The organism is Labilibaculum manganireducens (assembly GCF_002843385.1).
In the GTDB taxonomy this organism is placed as follows: Bacteria; Bacteroidota; Bacteroidia; order Bacteroidales; family Marinifilaceae; genus Labilibaculum; species Labilibaculum manganireducens.
Genome location: NZ_MVDE01000029.1, coordinates 47,292 through 62,007 on the forward strand (window position 1 = coordinate 47,292; position 14,716 = coordinate 62,007).

Below are 14,716 nucleotides of genomic sequence, written 5' to 3' on the forward strand. Positions count from 1 at the left end.
ACCTTTTCAATTCATTGTGTTTAATCTGGGATGTGTAATAATTAATCAGATTGGCAAAATTAAATATAAATTTGGGCAAAAGTAAGTGTTTTAAGGAAACATAGATTTTTTGACTTGCTTTTTTATTGATATAGATTGAATATGGACAAAAAAAAAGCTGTCAGAAAGGACAGCTTTTATAAATTATATATGGAATTATTATTCCGTTAAATCTTCAAATTCTATATTTGTAAAGGATTCTGACTCAAATCCTTCAATAACTGTTGCTGGTTCATGGTATTCTGAATCTGCATAAGTTTCTTCGTCAGTTTCTTTCTCCAAATTTGAAGATTTGATAAAATCAATTGCCTCTAAAAGGCCATCTGAAAATTTATCGAAATCTTCTTTATACAAAAATATTTTATGCTTTTCGAAGGTGAAATTTCCTTCTTTGTCATAACGTTTTTTACTTTCGGTGATTGTTAAGTAATAGTCGTTTTTCTTTGTTGCTTTAACATCAAAAAAATAAGTCCTTTTCCCTGCTCTTACCGCATTTGAATAAATTTCATCTCGATTATGTTTTTCAAACCCTTCCTTTTTATCGTAACCTTCCATTTGAAAATAATTTGTTATTTATTTTGATTTTATACATTCAAAAATAAAAAAATATACGTACTATTTATTATGAATATGTATTTTATTGAGGAAAATGTGGTTATTTAAAATGAGTATGCAAACCTTTTCAGGGCATAGGTGGTTTTTTTACTTGTTTTTAATATGTAAAGCTATTTTGTTGGGAGGCTTAATTATTTTATCTTATTTGTTAGTTTTTTCTTGTTAGCAAGTAAAAAAAGCCTACTTTTGCAACCGAATTAATGTAATTGACAAGTTCTTTAAACGTATGATTAGTAGAAGATTGCTTCGTGTTAAGGTATTGCAGATTTTGTATGCCTATTATAAAAACCAGGATCGCACAATAGCTAAGGCCGAAAAGGAATTATTTTTTAGCGTCGGAAAAGCTTACGATTTGTATCATTATTTACTTCTGCTTATTGTGGATGTTGCTTTTGTTTCTGAAAAGAAAATTGAAAATTCAAGAGGCAAAATTATTCCATCTCATGAGGATTTAAATCCCAACACAAGATTTATTAATAATTCTGTAATCAGGCAGTTGGCAGATAACATTCAGTTGAATAGTTATTCTAATTCGCACACCGTAAATTGGAGCGATCAAGAGGATTACGTTAGGATTTTGCATGACAAATTGATTAATTCAGATTTGTATCATGAGTATATGGCCTTACCAGAGAGCACTTATGCTTCTGATAAGAAATTTGTAGAGAAGTTTTTTACTCATATTATTGCTGCAGATGAGGATTTTTACAGCTTAATGGAAGAGAAAAGCATCTATTGGAATGACGAAATAGAGTTCATTATTAGCATGGTTGTGAGAACAATAAAAGGATTTTCTCAAACCGATGACACTTACACTTCTTTAATGTCTTTGTATAAGGATCGTGATGATGAGGATTTTGTGAAAACATTGTTGCGTAAGGCCATTATCAATCATACTGATCATATGGAATTGATTAAGGCGAATACCAAAAATTGGGATTTGGAGCGTATTGCATACATGGATATTTTGATCATGGAGCTGGCCCTTACAGAAATAAAGGAGTTTACAAGTGTTCCTGTTAAAGTGAGTTTTAACGAATATCTTGAAATTGCCAAATTCTACAGTACAGCCAATAGTAGTAATTTCATTAACGGAATTCTTGATAAAATGGTTCAGGAGTTGAAATCAAATGGAACTGTTAAAAAAGTGGGCAGAGGCTTAATAGAAGGAAAATAATTCCAAAAAATACACTTTAAAATGCGCTTATCTTTCGGTAATGCGCATTTTTTATTTTATTAAGAGAAGCAAATGTACTTCCATTAAAATTCACTACATTCGGGAACCAAAATGTTTGAACAATTAATGAATAAAAATACACATCTTCAAACCGGCAAATATCTTTGTAGTATACTGTTTGTAGTAATTTTGTTCTCATTTTTAGTACAATGCACTTCAAATAAAACAGGTAAGCCTGATGGTAAATTGATTCAAGGAAAACATTCTGAGGAGATTATTCCGCCGAATGGTTTTCCGAAGTTTGAGTTTACTAAAGAAATACATAAATTTGGCGTGATTTCTGAAGGTGAAATCGTTGTTTGTGATTTCTTTTTTAAGAACATTGGGTCGAAAGATTTAGTAATTAAGAATATTGAAACAAGTTGTGGCTGCACTGCTGTGAAATGGGAGAGGAAGCCAGTGAAAGTTGGTAAGGAATCACATATAACAGTGGAGTTTAACTCTGAAGGAAGATACGGAAAACAATACAAGGTGATCACCGTTTTTTGTAACACTTTATCTGGAACAAAAGAGCTGGTGATTACAGCACAAGTGAAATAGAATAATTAGTAATTGTATAATTTAATATGGCCTTTGGCCTTAAAATTTAGGATTGAAATGGATAATTTATTGAACATCTTATTGATGACACAACCTCAAGAGGGGCAGAACCCTATCATGCAATTTGTACCTCTAATTCTAATTGTAGTGGTATTTTATTTTTTCATGATTCGTCCGCAAATGAAAAAGCAGAAGGAACTGAAAAAATTTCGTGATGATTTGAAAAAAGGAGATAAGGTTGTTACTACAGGAGGTATTTATGGAAAAGTTCTTGAAATTCAGGAGACTGTAATTATCATGGAAGTTGAAGGACAAAACCGATTGAAAATTGATAAAGCAGCAGTAGTTAAAGATATGAGCGATGTTGCTCAAAAATAATAGTTTAGACTGTGCTCATTGAGCACAGTCTTCTTCTTCTAAATTTTTCTAGCATTGGGTATTCCAGATCTTCAAAAGATAAAGGAGCTTTTTAATACAGAAAAAATTGCTTCGAATAAAAAACTGCTTGTGTATGTTTTTTTTGTTGGGATCGCTACAATATTTTGGTTCCTAAATGCTTTAGGAAAAGAATATACAACCACAGTGCACTATCCTGTTCGGTATATTAATTTACCGCAGAACAAAGTTCTTACCAATAAATTACCGGAAAAATTAGCCTTAAAAGTTAATGCGTATGGTTTTGATTTAATACGTTATAAAATAAGTACGGCATTTCTTTCCAATCCTTTCGATGTTGGGTTTTATACTAATAATCGTATAGAAAACAGAACTCTTCAAACCTATTCTCTGGCTACGGCTCAAATTATGAGCCGATTCGAAAGAGATTTGTCTTCAAGTATTAAGTTAGTAAGTATCTCACCGGATACAATACGTTTTGAGTTTTCTCCGATTGTAGAAAAGAAGGTTCCTATTAAGAGTAATGTGTCGAGTAGCTTTGAGCAGCAATTCATGTTAGATGAAGCAATCTCTTTGGAATTTGACAGTGTGGTTGTGAAAGGGCCTAGTTCAATTCTCGATAGTATTGATTTTGTGGAAACGGAGGAGCTCGTTTTAACTAATTTGCATAAAACGGTTAAAAAGAAAGTAAGTTTAAAACAGATAGAAGGTCTTGAGTTTGATCAACAGAAAGTTGAAATAACGGTTCCTGTTGAACAATTTACTGAAGAAAAAGTTACTGTTCCTATTAAAGTGAGCAATCTTCCTGATTCTTTAATACTAAGGTTATTTCCAGGCGATGTTAAAGTATCTTATTTTGTGGGATTTAAAAAGCATGATAAGGTTTCGGTTGATTTGTTCGACGTGAGAGTGGATTATAATCAAACTTCAGATGAGGGTAGTAATAAGTTAAAGATACAGTTATTACGCAGTCCCGGTTTCGTAACAAATGTTCGTTTTTATCCTCAGGAAGTTACTTATCTGAAAGAGAAGAAAACATTCGAATAAAACAGTTCGCCTTTTGTAAAAAGGAATTATAAAAATATTTCAAGAATGTTGAAAGTTGGCTTAACAGGAGGAATCGGATCAGGAAAATCAATTGTCGGAAGGGCATTTGAGATGATGGGAATTCCTGTTTATATTGCTGATATTGAGGCAAAAAGATTGATGGTTTTTGATTCGGAGCTTCGGAACTTATTGATTTCTCGTTTTGGGAATCAGATTTATGATTCCAATTTTAATTTAAATCGAAAATTACTCGCTGAGATTGTATTCAATGATTCAGAAGCATTACAAGATATTAATTCGATTGTTCACCCTGCAGTTCGAAAAGATTTTATTAGATGGTGCGAACAACATTCTCAAATACCCTATGTAATACAAGAATCGGCTATAATTTTTGATAGTGGTTTGTACAAGAATTTCGATAAGATAATTACAGTTGCAGCAAAAGACGAGATCAGGATTCAAAGAGTCATGGAGCGGGATTCAATGAGCAGGGAACTGATTGTGGAGAGAATGAGAAGTCAACTTCCGGAATCAGTAAGAATTGAAAAAGCTGATTTTGTAATTTATAACAATACAGAGTTAATTCTTCCTCAGATTGAACGAATAGACAAACAAATTAGGTCTTTAGCCAAGAAATAAATTTAAAACTTTTGTTAAACTTTGTTAATAGAGCCGCTTTTTCAGAAGTACGATTTCTAATTAAGTGATCTTTTGTTTTCTTTGCTTTAAGAAAACTAGAATTGTAAAATAATTTAGTGCCGAAAAATGGGAAAATACGGAAGATGGATTGCCGGCGGATTAGGTTGGGCCTTTTTAGGTCCAATTGGTGGAGTATTGGGATTTATGTTGGGATCGGCAATTGATACAGTTGAAATTGAGAACGTTCATGTAAGAGGAGCTACAAGACAAGGTGATTTTGTAATGAGCTTGCTTATTTTGGTTGCTGCTGTAATGAAGGCAGATGGAAAAGTATTAAAAGTAGAATTAGATTACGTAAAAGGATATCTGGTAAAAAGTTTTGGTGTTGGCAGAGCTGGCGATGCAATTACTGTACTTCGTGATATTCTAAAGCAAAATATACCTGTTGAGGAGGTATGTCAGCAGATTCAGCACAATCTTGATTATTCCTCCAGATTACAGCTGATGCATTTTCTATTTGGAATTGCTCAGGCTGATGGAATTGTTTCTGAGTCTGAATTAAATATTATTGATAAAATATCTTACTATTTGGGTATTCAGTCGGGTGATTACAACTCGATTAAGTCTATGTTTATTCAATCTACAGAATCAAGTTATAAGATTCTTGACTTAACACGGGATGCTTCTGACGCTGAGGTTAAAAAGGCTTATCGAAAAATGGCAGCTAAATACCATCCTGATAAAGTGAGCTACTTGGGTGAAGATGTACAGGAGGCCGCAAAGGAGAAGTTCCAGAAGTTGAGTGAAGCCTTCGAGAAAATTAAAAAAGAAAGAGGGTTTGCGTAATCTGGATTAATTCTAAGATATTTTTTTGCAAAATTGTTTTTTTAACTACAATTGAATTATAAATTTGTGCTTCCAAATATAAAAACGAAAATATGTTGAAAGGAATATTGGCCATAGCAGGACATTCAGGTCTTTTTAAAATGGTATCTAACTCAAAGAATGCTCTAATTGTTGAGTCTTTGATTGATAAAAAGCGTATGGCAGCTTATGCGTCTTCTAAAATTAGTGCTTTAGAAGATATTGCTATTTTTACTGATGAAGGAGATGTTCAGTTAGCAGTTGTTTTTAAAAGTATTAAGGAAAAGGAAAATGGAGGTCAGGCAATAAGTCACAAAGCTTCAGGGAATGAATTGAAAGCTTACATGACTGAAGTGTTGCCTAATTACGATGAAGATCGCGTGTATGTTTCTGATATGAAAAAAGTTTTTCAGTGGTACAATATTCTACAGGAAAATGATTTGTTGGATCTTGAAGAAACCGTAGAAAAAATTAAAGAGGAAGAATAAAAACTTCTATATCATTTAAGAAACTGTCCATTTTATGGACAGTTTTTTTTTGCACATATTTGATTGACAACAAAGTTTTTTTTGACGTACTTGTAAGTAGAAATCGAAAATGGAGGTTTGCTATGGCAGCAGAAATTGATAAAGGGTGTATTTTATTAAGGAAATGGAAATCTGGAGATGAAGAGGATCTTGTTAAATCTGGAAATGATTTGGATGTATCCCGTTTTTTAAAAAACAGCTTTCCATACCCATATACTCTTAGGGATGCTCATCGTTGGATTCATTTTGTAAATCATGTTGCTAAGGGGTATTTTATGGCAATTGAGGTGAATAAAGAAGTGGTTGGCTGTGTTGGTGTAGAACGACAGGAAGATGTTTTTTGTAAATCGGCCGAATTGGGTTATTGGATCGGACAAAAGTATTGGAACAGAGGGATTATGACTCATGTGGTAAAGGAAACTGTAGATTATGCTTTTTTACATATGAATATTGTGAGATTATATGCAAATGTTTTTGAAGGGAATATTGGATCAGTAAAAGTTTTAGAAAAGGCAGGTTTTGTGCAGGAAGCTGTTTTAAAGAATGCCGTTTACAAGAACGGCAATTATTTGGATCAATTGATTTTTGCCATAATTCGAAGATAAAAAAAAAGAGGCCTTAGCCTCTTTTTTTTATTTATTTCCCATCAAAAATGATGTTGTAACTTTCCCAGAAATTTTTATCGTAAGGCATATTTTCATAATATGCTCGTTTCTCAATTACTTCCGGCTTGTTGGTGTTAATTTGGGTTATCAGCATTTCTGTGTTGATATCCGTTGAAGTGATTTCTTTCGTTTTTTTATCTTCTACTTCATGATGACGCTTGTAGTTCACATAGCTCAAGTAATATTTCCCTGAATGTTGCTTGTAGGTAACACTAAAATCGTATTCAATTTTTAATGGCTTCCACTTTTGCCGTTCTTCGTTAACGTAAAAACTTCTTCCCTGTGACGAATAATTACTGGCAACAACATGAGTTTCATTTTTAATCACAGCAAAATCTTTTATTTTGATGTAAATTTTACCCGAATATTCTTTGGCATAGTAATCGCCCGTATTGCTTAACATTGGTTTTTTACTTTTGTAAGCGATCACCCAGATTGAGTCATTTTCGTACTCTGTAATTTGTTCCAGGTTTAAATCGTAAAAATTTAAATGATTGTTGTTTAGTATATTTCCTCGGCTACGTACAATGTCCATTTCCAATAATTCTTCTAAATAAGTCGACCCGTCGGCAAGCGATGAAGTCTCAAAATTCTTTCGTACCTGCAAAAACTTGTAACCACGTTCTTTAAATACCTGATAAGCATCTGCCCGTTGATATCCTTTGTCGTCATAAATACGAATTGCGGCTTCTCTAAGCCGGTTTAGTTTACTGTTTTCGAATTTTTCGGAGCGATAATAAACATCGTAATTGAAAGGAGTCTGCAGGTAGTTTTCCGGAATTCTTTCAATTGCAGTTCTAATTCTCTTTTTCAGAACTAATGATTGAGCAGTTACCTCAACTTCAGCAATGCTGTAATTTTTTGGCGTTAATTTTATCATCAATGTATCTTCTTGTATGCAGTTTTTCACACTGTTTGAGAATGTGGAATAACCAACTGCTGAAGCCTGTATGGTTTTTTCAAATAAATCTCCTGGTATTTTAAGTTCGAAAACTCCATCCATATTAGATGCTGCACCAATATATGATCCAAGAACTCCAATATTTGCAAAAGGAATCGGTTCATTATTGATTTCATTTGTAAGCTTGCCTACAATCCGGATTAACTTTGTTTTTTCTTCGTTGTTATCTTTCTGTGCCGTTGTTGAAAAGGACAAGGTAATGAGAGCAAGGAGAAGTATAATGTATTTTTGCATAAGTATGGGTTTGCTGATTTTTAGATAAATAAAAATTTAAGTTATAAGTAAGCTATCAATTCTCTTGCCACAAAAAGAAATTAATGCCAATATTTTCAGTTAATTATTACAAAGATATGTTTATGATAGATTTAGGAAAGAAAAAGAGCTTGTTTTCATGATAAAAAATGTTAATTTTTATGATATGAGTTTATTTTTTGTCGAATTAGAAATATCTTCGTTTACATTTAAGCTAATATTATGACCTGGCCAATTCGGTTTTGGTATAATAAATCTATTAACAAATAGTGATCCTATGAAAAAACAATTTCTTATCCTGTCAATGCTTCCTTTTTTTCTTCTGTCGTGTGTTGTCTCCAAGAAAAAATATGAAGAATTAGAATATGCAAAACGCCGAAGTGATGCCAAAGTTGTTGCTCTCGATAGCGAGAATTCAAAAAAAAGCACGCAGATTACTGAGCTAAATTCCAAATTGGATCAAACATTAGCAGAGTACAATGAGATGAAGAATAGCATGTCGGAGAGTAATGCTATGAAAAATACAGAAATTGATGATTTGAGTACCGAATTAATGGGACTTGCTTCCGATACCACTGAACTTAAAGTTAAGTTGATGGAAACATTGGATAAATACAATTCCGCTTTGAATCTGAATGAGGAAAATAATTTGAAAATCTCTGGTTTGCTAAAACAAATTGAAGGGTTAAAATTGGAATCAGGCAAGCTGAGCCAGGATTTAAAGACAGCCAGTGTTGAAGCTGATTGGGAAAAGAAGAAGATTGAAACAGAAACACAAAAGAATAGAGATCTGATCTCAATGAAAGACAAGGAGATTGAAAGCCTGAAAGCTGAAATTAAAGAAAAAGATGGAAAGCTGAGCTGGTTAAGAAAGGTTAAAGATGAGAATGAAGCTGAAATTGAAAAATTGACCAATCAAGTTAAATTGTATAAGAAAGAATACGAGAAAGCAGTTGCTAAATAAGCTTTTTAAAAATCGAATATATATATATGAAGGAGATGTGGGATCAGCGTTATGCTGAATCGAAATATATTTACGGCGAAAAGGCAAACTTGTTTTTTGTAACACAATTGCATCTTCTTAAGTCGGGAAGAATGTTATTGCCCGGTGAAGGAGAGGGGCGAAATGCAGCCTATGCTTCTCGTGCAGGATGGAAGGTTGATGCTTTTGATTACAGTAAGAAAGCTGTGGAGAATGCTAAAAGGTTTTTTGCAGAGCAAGAGGTTGATGTGAATATGTATACTGAAAATATATTAGACCATCCTTCAATTGAGGAAAAGTATGATGTTGCAGCTCTGCTTTATTTGCATTTGCCCTCACAACAAAGATTTATCGCACATCGATTTGTTGCCGATTCGGTGAAGCCGGGTGGAGTAGTTCTAATGGAGGTTTTTTCGAAAAATCAGATTGGTCGTAAATCCGGTGGACCACCAAACGAGGATATGCTCTACGATCTATCAGAAATCAGAAGAGATTTTGAAGAATTTGACATCTTACTGTTGGAGGAGGTTGAAATCCATCTTTCAGAAGGCAAATTGCATAAGGGGAAAGCGATGGTTGTGCGATTTGTTGGGAAAAAAAAGAACATCTGGATATCTTGATTAATTAACTGTGAATATTTAGCTTTGTGCTCATGGAAATTTTATTGATAGCACTTGTGGGGATTGCGGGAATTGCATTGCTAACCACCTATTTAGGACAGCGTTGGAAATCAAAAAATGGAGGAGATGTGGAAAGTAAAATTTCTGCAGAGCCAATAGAAGAGTGTTGCGGTGCTCACGAGATTTGTGAAACCGATTTGATTAATAGGATGTCTGAGGAAATTATATATTACGAGGACGAAGAATTAGATGCATATAAGAGCTTTGAAGAGAATGATTTTAACGACGATCAAATTGATGAGTTTCGTGAGGTTCTTTATAGCTTAAAAGAAAATGAAATGGAAGGTTGGCTAAGAAGTTTAGAGCTTCGAAAAATAGAGTTGCCTTCTATAATAAAATCAGAAGTGGTTTTTATGCTTGTTAAAAATTGAAAGTAGTGTTGAAAATATTGATGGATTTGTTTTTTGTAAGTTTGTGATTTTCAATGTAAACTTTATTCGTACTTTCCTGTTTATCTGTTATTATTTTCTCCTGTAGGATAATACTAAAAAAGATGGCTTAGTTCATTATTAAATTCGTACCTTTGCGGCTCATAAATTTTATAGAATGAATTCATTTGAAAATCTTGGCCTTTCTGAGGCTATCCTAGGAGCTATCAAAGAGTTAGGCTTCGTAAATCCAACACCTATCCAAGAAAAAGCAATTCCAGTACTATTGGAAGGAAGATCGGATTTCGTTGGTTTGGCTCAAACTGGAACTGGGAAAACGGCGGCTTATGGTTTACCTTTGCTCGAACTAATCGAACAAGACGTAAAATTACCACAAGCTTTGATTCTATCCCCTACACGGGAATTGGGAATCCAAATTGCAGACGATTTAAGATTATTTTCTAAAAATATTTTGAATCTTAATGTTGTAAACGTTTATGGCGGTGCCAGCATTGATGATCAAATCCGGAAATTAAGAAGAGGAGCACATGTTATTGTTGCCACTCCTGGCCGTCTACTTGATATGATTAGACGTAAAGCAGTAGATCTTTCTAAAATTGAATATTTAATTCTTGATGAAGCAGATGAAATGCTTAACATGGGATTTAAAGAGGATATTGATGTAATACTTTCTTCTACTTCTGAAGATAAGTTAACATGGTTGTTTTCTGCAACTATGCCTGCCGAAGTTCGAAGAATTGCTAAAAACTACATGACAGATCCTGTTGAAGTTACAGTTGGCAAAGCGAATACTTCGAATGTAAATATTGAGCATCAGTATTATTTAATGAATAATCGTGATCGATATAATGTTCTTAAAAGAGTAGTTGACTATTACCCTAATATATTTGGAATTATTTTTTGCCGTACCCGAAAGGAAACTCAGGAAGTAGCCGAATTATTAATGAAGGACGGATACTCAGCTGATGCTTTACATGGGGATCTTTCGCAGGTTCAGCGCGATAAGGTAATGAGAAGTTTTAAAAATAAAACTCTTCAGCTTTTAGTTGCTACAGATGTTGCAGCCCGAGGCATTGATGTTGACGATCTTACTCATGTAATTCATTACAACTTACCTGATGAGTTGGAATTTTACACGCACAGAAGTGGTCGTACAGCAAGAGCAGGCAGATCAGGTATTTCAATTGCCTTAATTACGCCACGTGATGAACGAAAAATAAGAGATCTTTCCAAGAAACTAAATGTTGAATTTGCTCAGGTAAAGGTTCCTGGTGGTGAAGAAGTTTGTGAAAGGCAATTGCTTCACTTTATGAACCGTATTAAGGAGGTAGATATTGAAGAGAATAATATCGAAACATATTTTGAAGCTATTAACAGCGAATTAAACGAATTAAGCAGAGAAGATATCATTAAGAAGTTTGTATCTCTCGAGTTTAACCGTTTTATGGATTATTACAAAAATACTCCTGATTTGAATATGAAATCATCTACTCAAAAAAGAGCTCAAAGAGCAAGTGAGAGTAGTGATAGCAATGAAGATCGTATGTTTATTAATATTGGAATAAAAGATGGAATTGATGTCCCTCGTTTATTGACTTTAATTCACAAGCAATGTGGTGTTAGAGGAAAGAATATTGGTAGAGTAGATTTAAAAGGTGTATTCTCCTTCTTTGATGTGGAAAAAGAGTTTACTAACGATATTGTAAAAGGTTTTGCCGGAGCAGTTGTAGGGGGTAGAAGCATCCGTATTGAAGTGTCTGGAGATCGCCCAACGAGTGGAGGTGGCGATAGTCATAGAAAAGGCAGACCAAGAGGTGAAAGATCTGACAGATCTGGTTTTGACAGAGGTCGAGGAGGATCTGATCGCGGAGGAAACAAAAAAGAATCTTTCAGAGATAGAAAAAGGAAAACAAGTGATAGTCCGAGATATTCGGAAAGAAAGAAAAGGGAAGCGTAAGCTTCCTTTTTTTTTGCAGTTAATTTTGATCCGGTTTTTATATAGTAAGAATTATAATATATATAATCTTAAGTTTAGAGTAAAAAGGTAATGTTTTGATCAAATATATATTTTATATTCTGTTGATTTTATTTATTTTTATTCTAATTAAGGTGTTTTACACAATGTATTATTGTAGTTTATGTATTAACTAAAATTTATGCTATGAACAAAAGGTACTTTAAAATTGTTTTGCTTCTATTCGCTTTATCGCTTCTGTCCCCAGTAGTAAGAGCTCAGAATGCAGATCAGAAATGGGGTGTAGGGCTCTATTTAAACTTTAATGATTATAAAGGGGATATTGCTAATGATTTTTGGGATTTAGGCAATTCGAAACCTTATCTTGGATCTGCAACCTTAGGTCGATATTTAAACCCTTCTTTTGACGCTGTCTTTCGCGTAAGTTACTTTAATGTAGAATCAGAAGGTGCTATTGGTAATTTTGATGCGTGGTTGTTTAATACCGATGTAAATTTAAAATATAAGTTCAATAATGGCTATTTTCTAAAAGAAAATGCAACACTTTCTCCGTTTTTAGTTGCAGGTTTAGGTTATACCAATGCAGATACTAAAGGCCGGGTTTTTGGTGGCGATTTTAATAAGCAGTATGATAATGTAAACTTTTATTATGCGGCAGGTTTAAATATTCAAATTGATGACAGATGGAGTGTTGCTTTGGAAACAGGAATTTATTATCCGATGAGTGATAGGTATGATGGTTATAAAAATAAAGAAAGAGAAGCTAAATCATACAACGATAAATTCATGCACAATACGATTGGTGTAATATATAATTTTGGAAAATCAGAGGATTCAGATGGTGATGGTGTGAGTGATCGAAAAGATGAATGCCCTAATACCCCTTCAGGGGTAGCTGTTGATAAAAAAGGATGTCCTTTGGATTCCGATGGCGATGGCGTGGCTGATTTCAAGGATGAGTGTCCAATGTTAGCAGGAGACCCATTATTGGCTGGTTGTCCTGATTCAGATGGCGATGGGGTTGCTGATAAGGATGATGCATGTCCTGATGTAAAAGGACTGGTTCTGTTTGCTGGTTGCCCGGATACTGATGGAGATGGTGTTCAGGATTCTGAAGATGCCTGTCCCCAAGTTAAAGGATTAAAAACACTTAACGGTTGTCCGGATTCAGATGGTGATGGAGTAACCGATGCAAAAGATAAATGTCCAAAAACGAAACCAGGTTATGTGGTGGATGTTATGGGTTGTGCGTTGGATAATGATAAAGATGGCGTTGTAAATGAGGAGGATAAGTGTCCGGAAATGGCAGGTACTGTTTCAAATTTTGGATGCCCTGAAATTGAAGCTGAAGTTAAAAAGGAACTTGAATTTGTGGCTAAAAATGTTCAGTTTGCTTCAGGGAAGGATGTGTTAACTCCAAAATCAAGAGAAATTCTTAATGAAGTTGTGCAGATTATGAATGATTACTCAGCTTATTCGTTAACTATTTCCGGTTATACTGACGACCAAGGAAAAGAAGAGATGAATCTTCTTTTGTCTGAAAAAAGAGCCAATGCAACCAAGCAGTTTTTAACCGAAAAAGGCATTGTGACTGAGCGAATTACAGCTAAAGGTTTCGGAGAATTAAATCCAATATCAACAAATGCTACAGCCGAAGGAAGAGCTTTAAATAGAAGAGTACAATTTGAATTAGTAATTAAATAATCACTTAAATATATTAAAAAAATGGATATGGATATGGATTTGGATGTTGTGTATAGTAAATCGGACCAGTTGTGGACAATGGCGTTAGAGTATACTCCTAAATTATTGTTAGCCTTAGTAACTTTAGTAATTGGATTGTGGATTATTAAAGCAATTGTAAAAGGTGTTTCTAAGGTGATGGATAAGAGGGATATGGATCCTACTTTGAAACCATTTGTGGTAAGTTTATTTGGGATTCTGTTGAAAGTTATGCTATTTATTACTGTAGTAGGAATGGTTGGTGTTCAGATGACCTCATTTATTGCAATTTTAGGAGCCGCAGGTTTGGCTGTAGGTATGGCTTTATCAGGAACCTTGCAGAATTTTGCAGGAGGAGTAATGATTTTAATTTTTAAGCCATTTAAGGTTGGTGATGTATTGGAAGCCCAGGGGTACGCTGGAGTTGTTCAGGAAATTCAACTTTTTAATACAATAATGCTTTCTTTTGATAATAAAACCATTATTATTCCAAACGGAGGTTTGGCAACAGGTTCTATGATAAACTATTCAACACAACCTACACGTCGGGTTGATATGAAGTTTGGAATTGGTTACTCTGATGACATTGATAAAGCAAAACAGATTTTGAATGGACTGCTGGCTAATCATGACTGTGTACTTAAGGATCCTGCGCATTTTATTGCGGTTTCTGAGTTGGCAGACAGTTCTGTTAACTTTACCGTAAGAGCATGGGTAAACGCAGCTGATTATTGGACCGTTTTCTTTTATATGCAAGAAACAGTGAAGAAAGAATTCGATAAGAACAATATCGGGATTCCTTTTCCACAGCGCGATGTTCACGTTTATAATCATTAATAAACGAAGAGTATATTTCAAGGGAGACGAAAGTCTCCCTTTTTTAGTATGTCGGGCATGGTAACGTGCTATCAAGATGAAACGTTCTTGAGTTCGCCGAGTTGACAGGAAGAACTAGCAATTGGCAAGGGTGTTGGGGGCGACCCCAAATCTGAAGGAAGCCATCAGCAAAGTCATCGTTCTAACGAACAGAAACTTGATATAAGGCTTATTAGTGTGGGTAACCGAGCTATGGATTGGGAAAACCCAAAAGTCAACCGTAACCACTAAGAGTAAATCAAGTAGGACGTGACGAAAGTACGTTATCTTATCCCGAGAGATCTCATAACCTGTTGTCCAAAACAACAAA

Annotated in this window: 16 protein-coding genes; 14 read left to right on the forward strand and 2 right to left on the reverse strand. The window is 34.2% G+C overall.

The window, feature by feature from the left end:
• Positions 1 to 198: 198 nt before the first annotated feature.
• Complete coding sequence (locus tag BZG01_RS16120; protein WP_101310870.1) at positions 199 to 594, reverse strand: DUF3276 family protein; 396 nt, start codon at positions 592 to 594, stop codon at positions 199 to 201.
• A 286-nt stretch (positions 595 to 880) separates the two neighbouring features.
• Here BZG01_RS16120 and nusB point away from each other — a divergent pair, with 286 nt between their 5' ends.
• From nusB to BZG01_RS16160, 8 genes are all read left to right on the forward strand, one after another.
• Positions 881 to 1,831 carry a transcription antitermination factor NusB gene (gene nusB, locus BZG01_RS16125; RefSeq protein ID WP_101310871.1) on the forward strand — a complete coding sequence of 317 codons (951 nt, stop codon included), beginning with the start codon at positions 881 to 883 and terminating at the stop codon, positions 1,829 to 1,831.
• 126 nt (positions 1,832 to 1,957) lie between these two features.
• Positions 1,958 to 2,431 carry a DUF1573 domain-containing protein gene (locus tag BZG01_RS16130; RefSeq protein WP_101310890.1) on the forward strand — a complete coding sequence of 158 codons (474 nt, stop codon included), beginning with the start codon at positions 1,958 to 1,960 and terminating at the stop codon, positions 2,429 to 2,431.
• Between the two features lie 57 nt (positions 2,432 to 2,488).
• A complete protein-coding gene (yajC, locus tag BZG01_RS16135; protein ID WP_180327350.1) occupies positions 2,489 to 2,809 on the forward strand; it encodes a preprotein translocase subunit YajC in 321 nt (106 codons plus the stop codon).
• 54 nt (positions 2,810 to 2,863) lie between these two features.
• Positions 2,864 to 3,874, forward strand: a complete 1,011-nt coding sequence (locus BZG01_RS16140; protein ID WP_101310873.1) for a CdaR family protein — start codon at positions 2,864 to 2,866, stop codon at positions 3,872 to 3,874.
• 45 nt (positions 3,875 to 3,919) lie between these two features.
• Positions 3,920 to 4,513 carry a dephospho-CoA kinase gene (gene coaE, locus BZG01_RS16145; RefSeq protein WP_101310874.1) on the forward strand — a complete coding sequence of 198 codons (594 nt, stop codon included), beginning with the start codon at positions 3,920 to 3,922 and terminating at the stop codon, positions 4,511 to 4,513.
• Positions 4,514 to 4,639: 126 nt separating this feature from the next.
• Positions 4,640 to 5,359: a TerB family tellurite resistance protein gene (locus BZG01_RS16150; RefSeq protein ID WP_101310875.1), complete on the forward strand. Its 720-nt coding sequence runs from the start codon at positions 4,640 to 4,642 to the stop codon at positions 5,357 to 5,359.
• 92 nt (positions 5,360 to 5,451) lie between these two features.
• Positions 5,452 to 5,865 carry a DUF5606 family protein gene (locus tag BZG01_RS16155; protein WP_101310876.1) on the forward strand — a complete coding sequence of 138 codons (414 nt, stop codon included), beginning with the start codon at positions 5,452 to 5,454 and terminating at the stop codon, positions 5,863 to 5,865.
• A 122-nt stretch (positions 5,866 to 5,987) separates the two neighbouring features.
• The gene (locus tag BZG01_RS16160; protein ID WP_101310877.1) at positions 5,988 to 6,509 is read left to right on the forward strand and encodes a GNAT family N-acetyltransferase; all 522 of its coding nucleotides are present in this window, start codon (positions 5,988 to 5,990) and stop codon (positions 6,507 to 6,509) included.
• 31 nt (positions 6,510 to 6,540) lie between these two features.
• On the opposite strand, the gene BZG01_RS16165 is transcribed toward BZG01_RS16160, so the two are convergent.
• Complete coding sequence (locus tag BZG01_RS16165) at positions 6,541 to 7,764, reverse strand: carboxypeptidase-like regulatory domain-containing protein (protein WP_101310878.1); 1,224 nt, start codon at positions 7,762 to 7,764, stop codon at positions 6,541 to 6,543.
• A 295-nt stretch (positions 7,765 to 8,059) separates the two neighbouring features.
• On the opposite strand from BZG01_RS16165, the gene BZG01_RS16170 reads away from it, so the two are divergent.
• The 6 genes from BZG01_RS16170 (at position 8,060) to BZG01_RS16195 (ending at position 14,367) form a co-directional block, all read left to right on the forward strand.
• The gene (locus tag BZG01_RS16170; RefSeq protein ID WP_101310879.1) at positions 8,060 to 8,746 is read left to right on the forward strand and encodes a GumC domain-containing protein; all 687 of its coding nucleotides are present in this window, start codon (positions 8,060 to 8,062) and stop codon (positions 8,744 to 8,746) included.
• A 26-nt stretch (positions 8,747 to 8,772) separates the two neighbouring features.
• On the forward strand, positions 8,773 to 9,384 hold the full coding sequence (locus BZG01_RS16175) for a class I SAM-dependent methyltransferase (RefSeq protein ID WP_101310880.1): 612 nt from the start codon (positions 8,773 to 8,775) through the stop codon (positions 9,382 to 9,384).
• 32 nt (positions 9,385 to 9,416) lie between these two features.
• Positions 9,417 to 9,815, forward strand: a complete 399-nt coding sequence (locus BZG01_RS16180; protein ID WP_101310881.1) for a hypothetical protein — start codon at positions 9,417 to 9,419, stop codon at positions 9,813 to 9,815.
• Between the two features lie 175 nt (positions 9,816 to 9,990).
• Positions 9,991 to 11,790, forward strand: a complete 1,800-nt coding sequence (locus BZG01_RS16185) for a DEAD/DEAH box helicase (RefSeq protein WP_101310882.1) — start codon at positions 9,991 to 9,993, stop codon at positions 11,788 to 11,790.
• Positions 11,791 to 11,994: 204 nt separating this feature from the next.
• Positions 11,995 to 13,512: an OmpA family protein gene (locus BZG01_RS16190; protein ID WP_101310883.1), complete on the forward strand. Its 1,518-nt coding sequence runs from the start codon at positions 11,995 to 11,997 to the stop codon at positions 13,510 to 13,512.
• A gap of 27 nt (positions 13,513 to 13,539) precedes the next feature.
• Positions 13,540 to 14,367, forward strand: a complete 828-nt coding sequence (locus tag BZG01_RS16195) for a mechanosensitive ion channel family protein (RefSeq protein WP_218973141.1) — start codon at positions 13,540 to 13,542, stop codon at positions 14,365 to 14,367.
• Positions 14,368 to 14,716 lie beyond the last annotated feature (349 nt).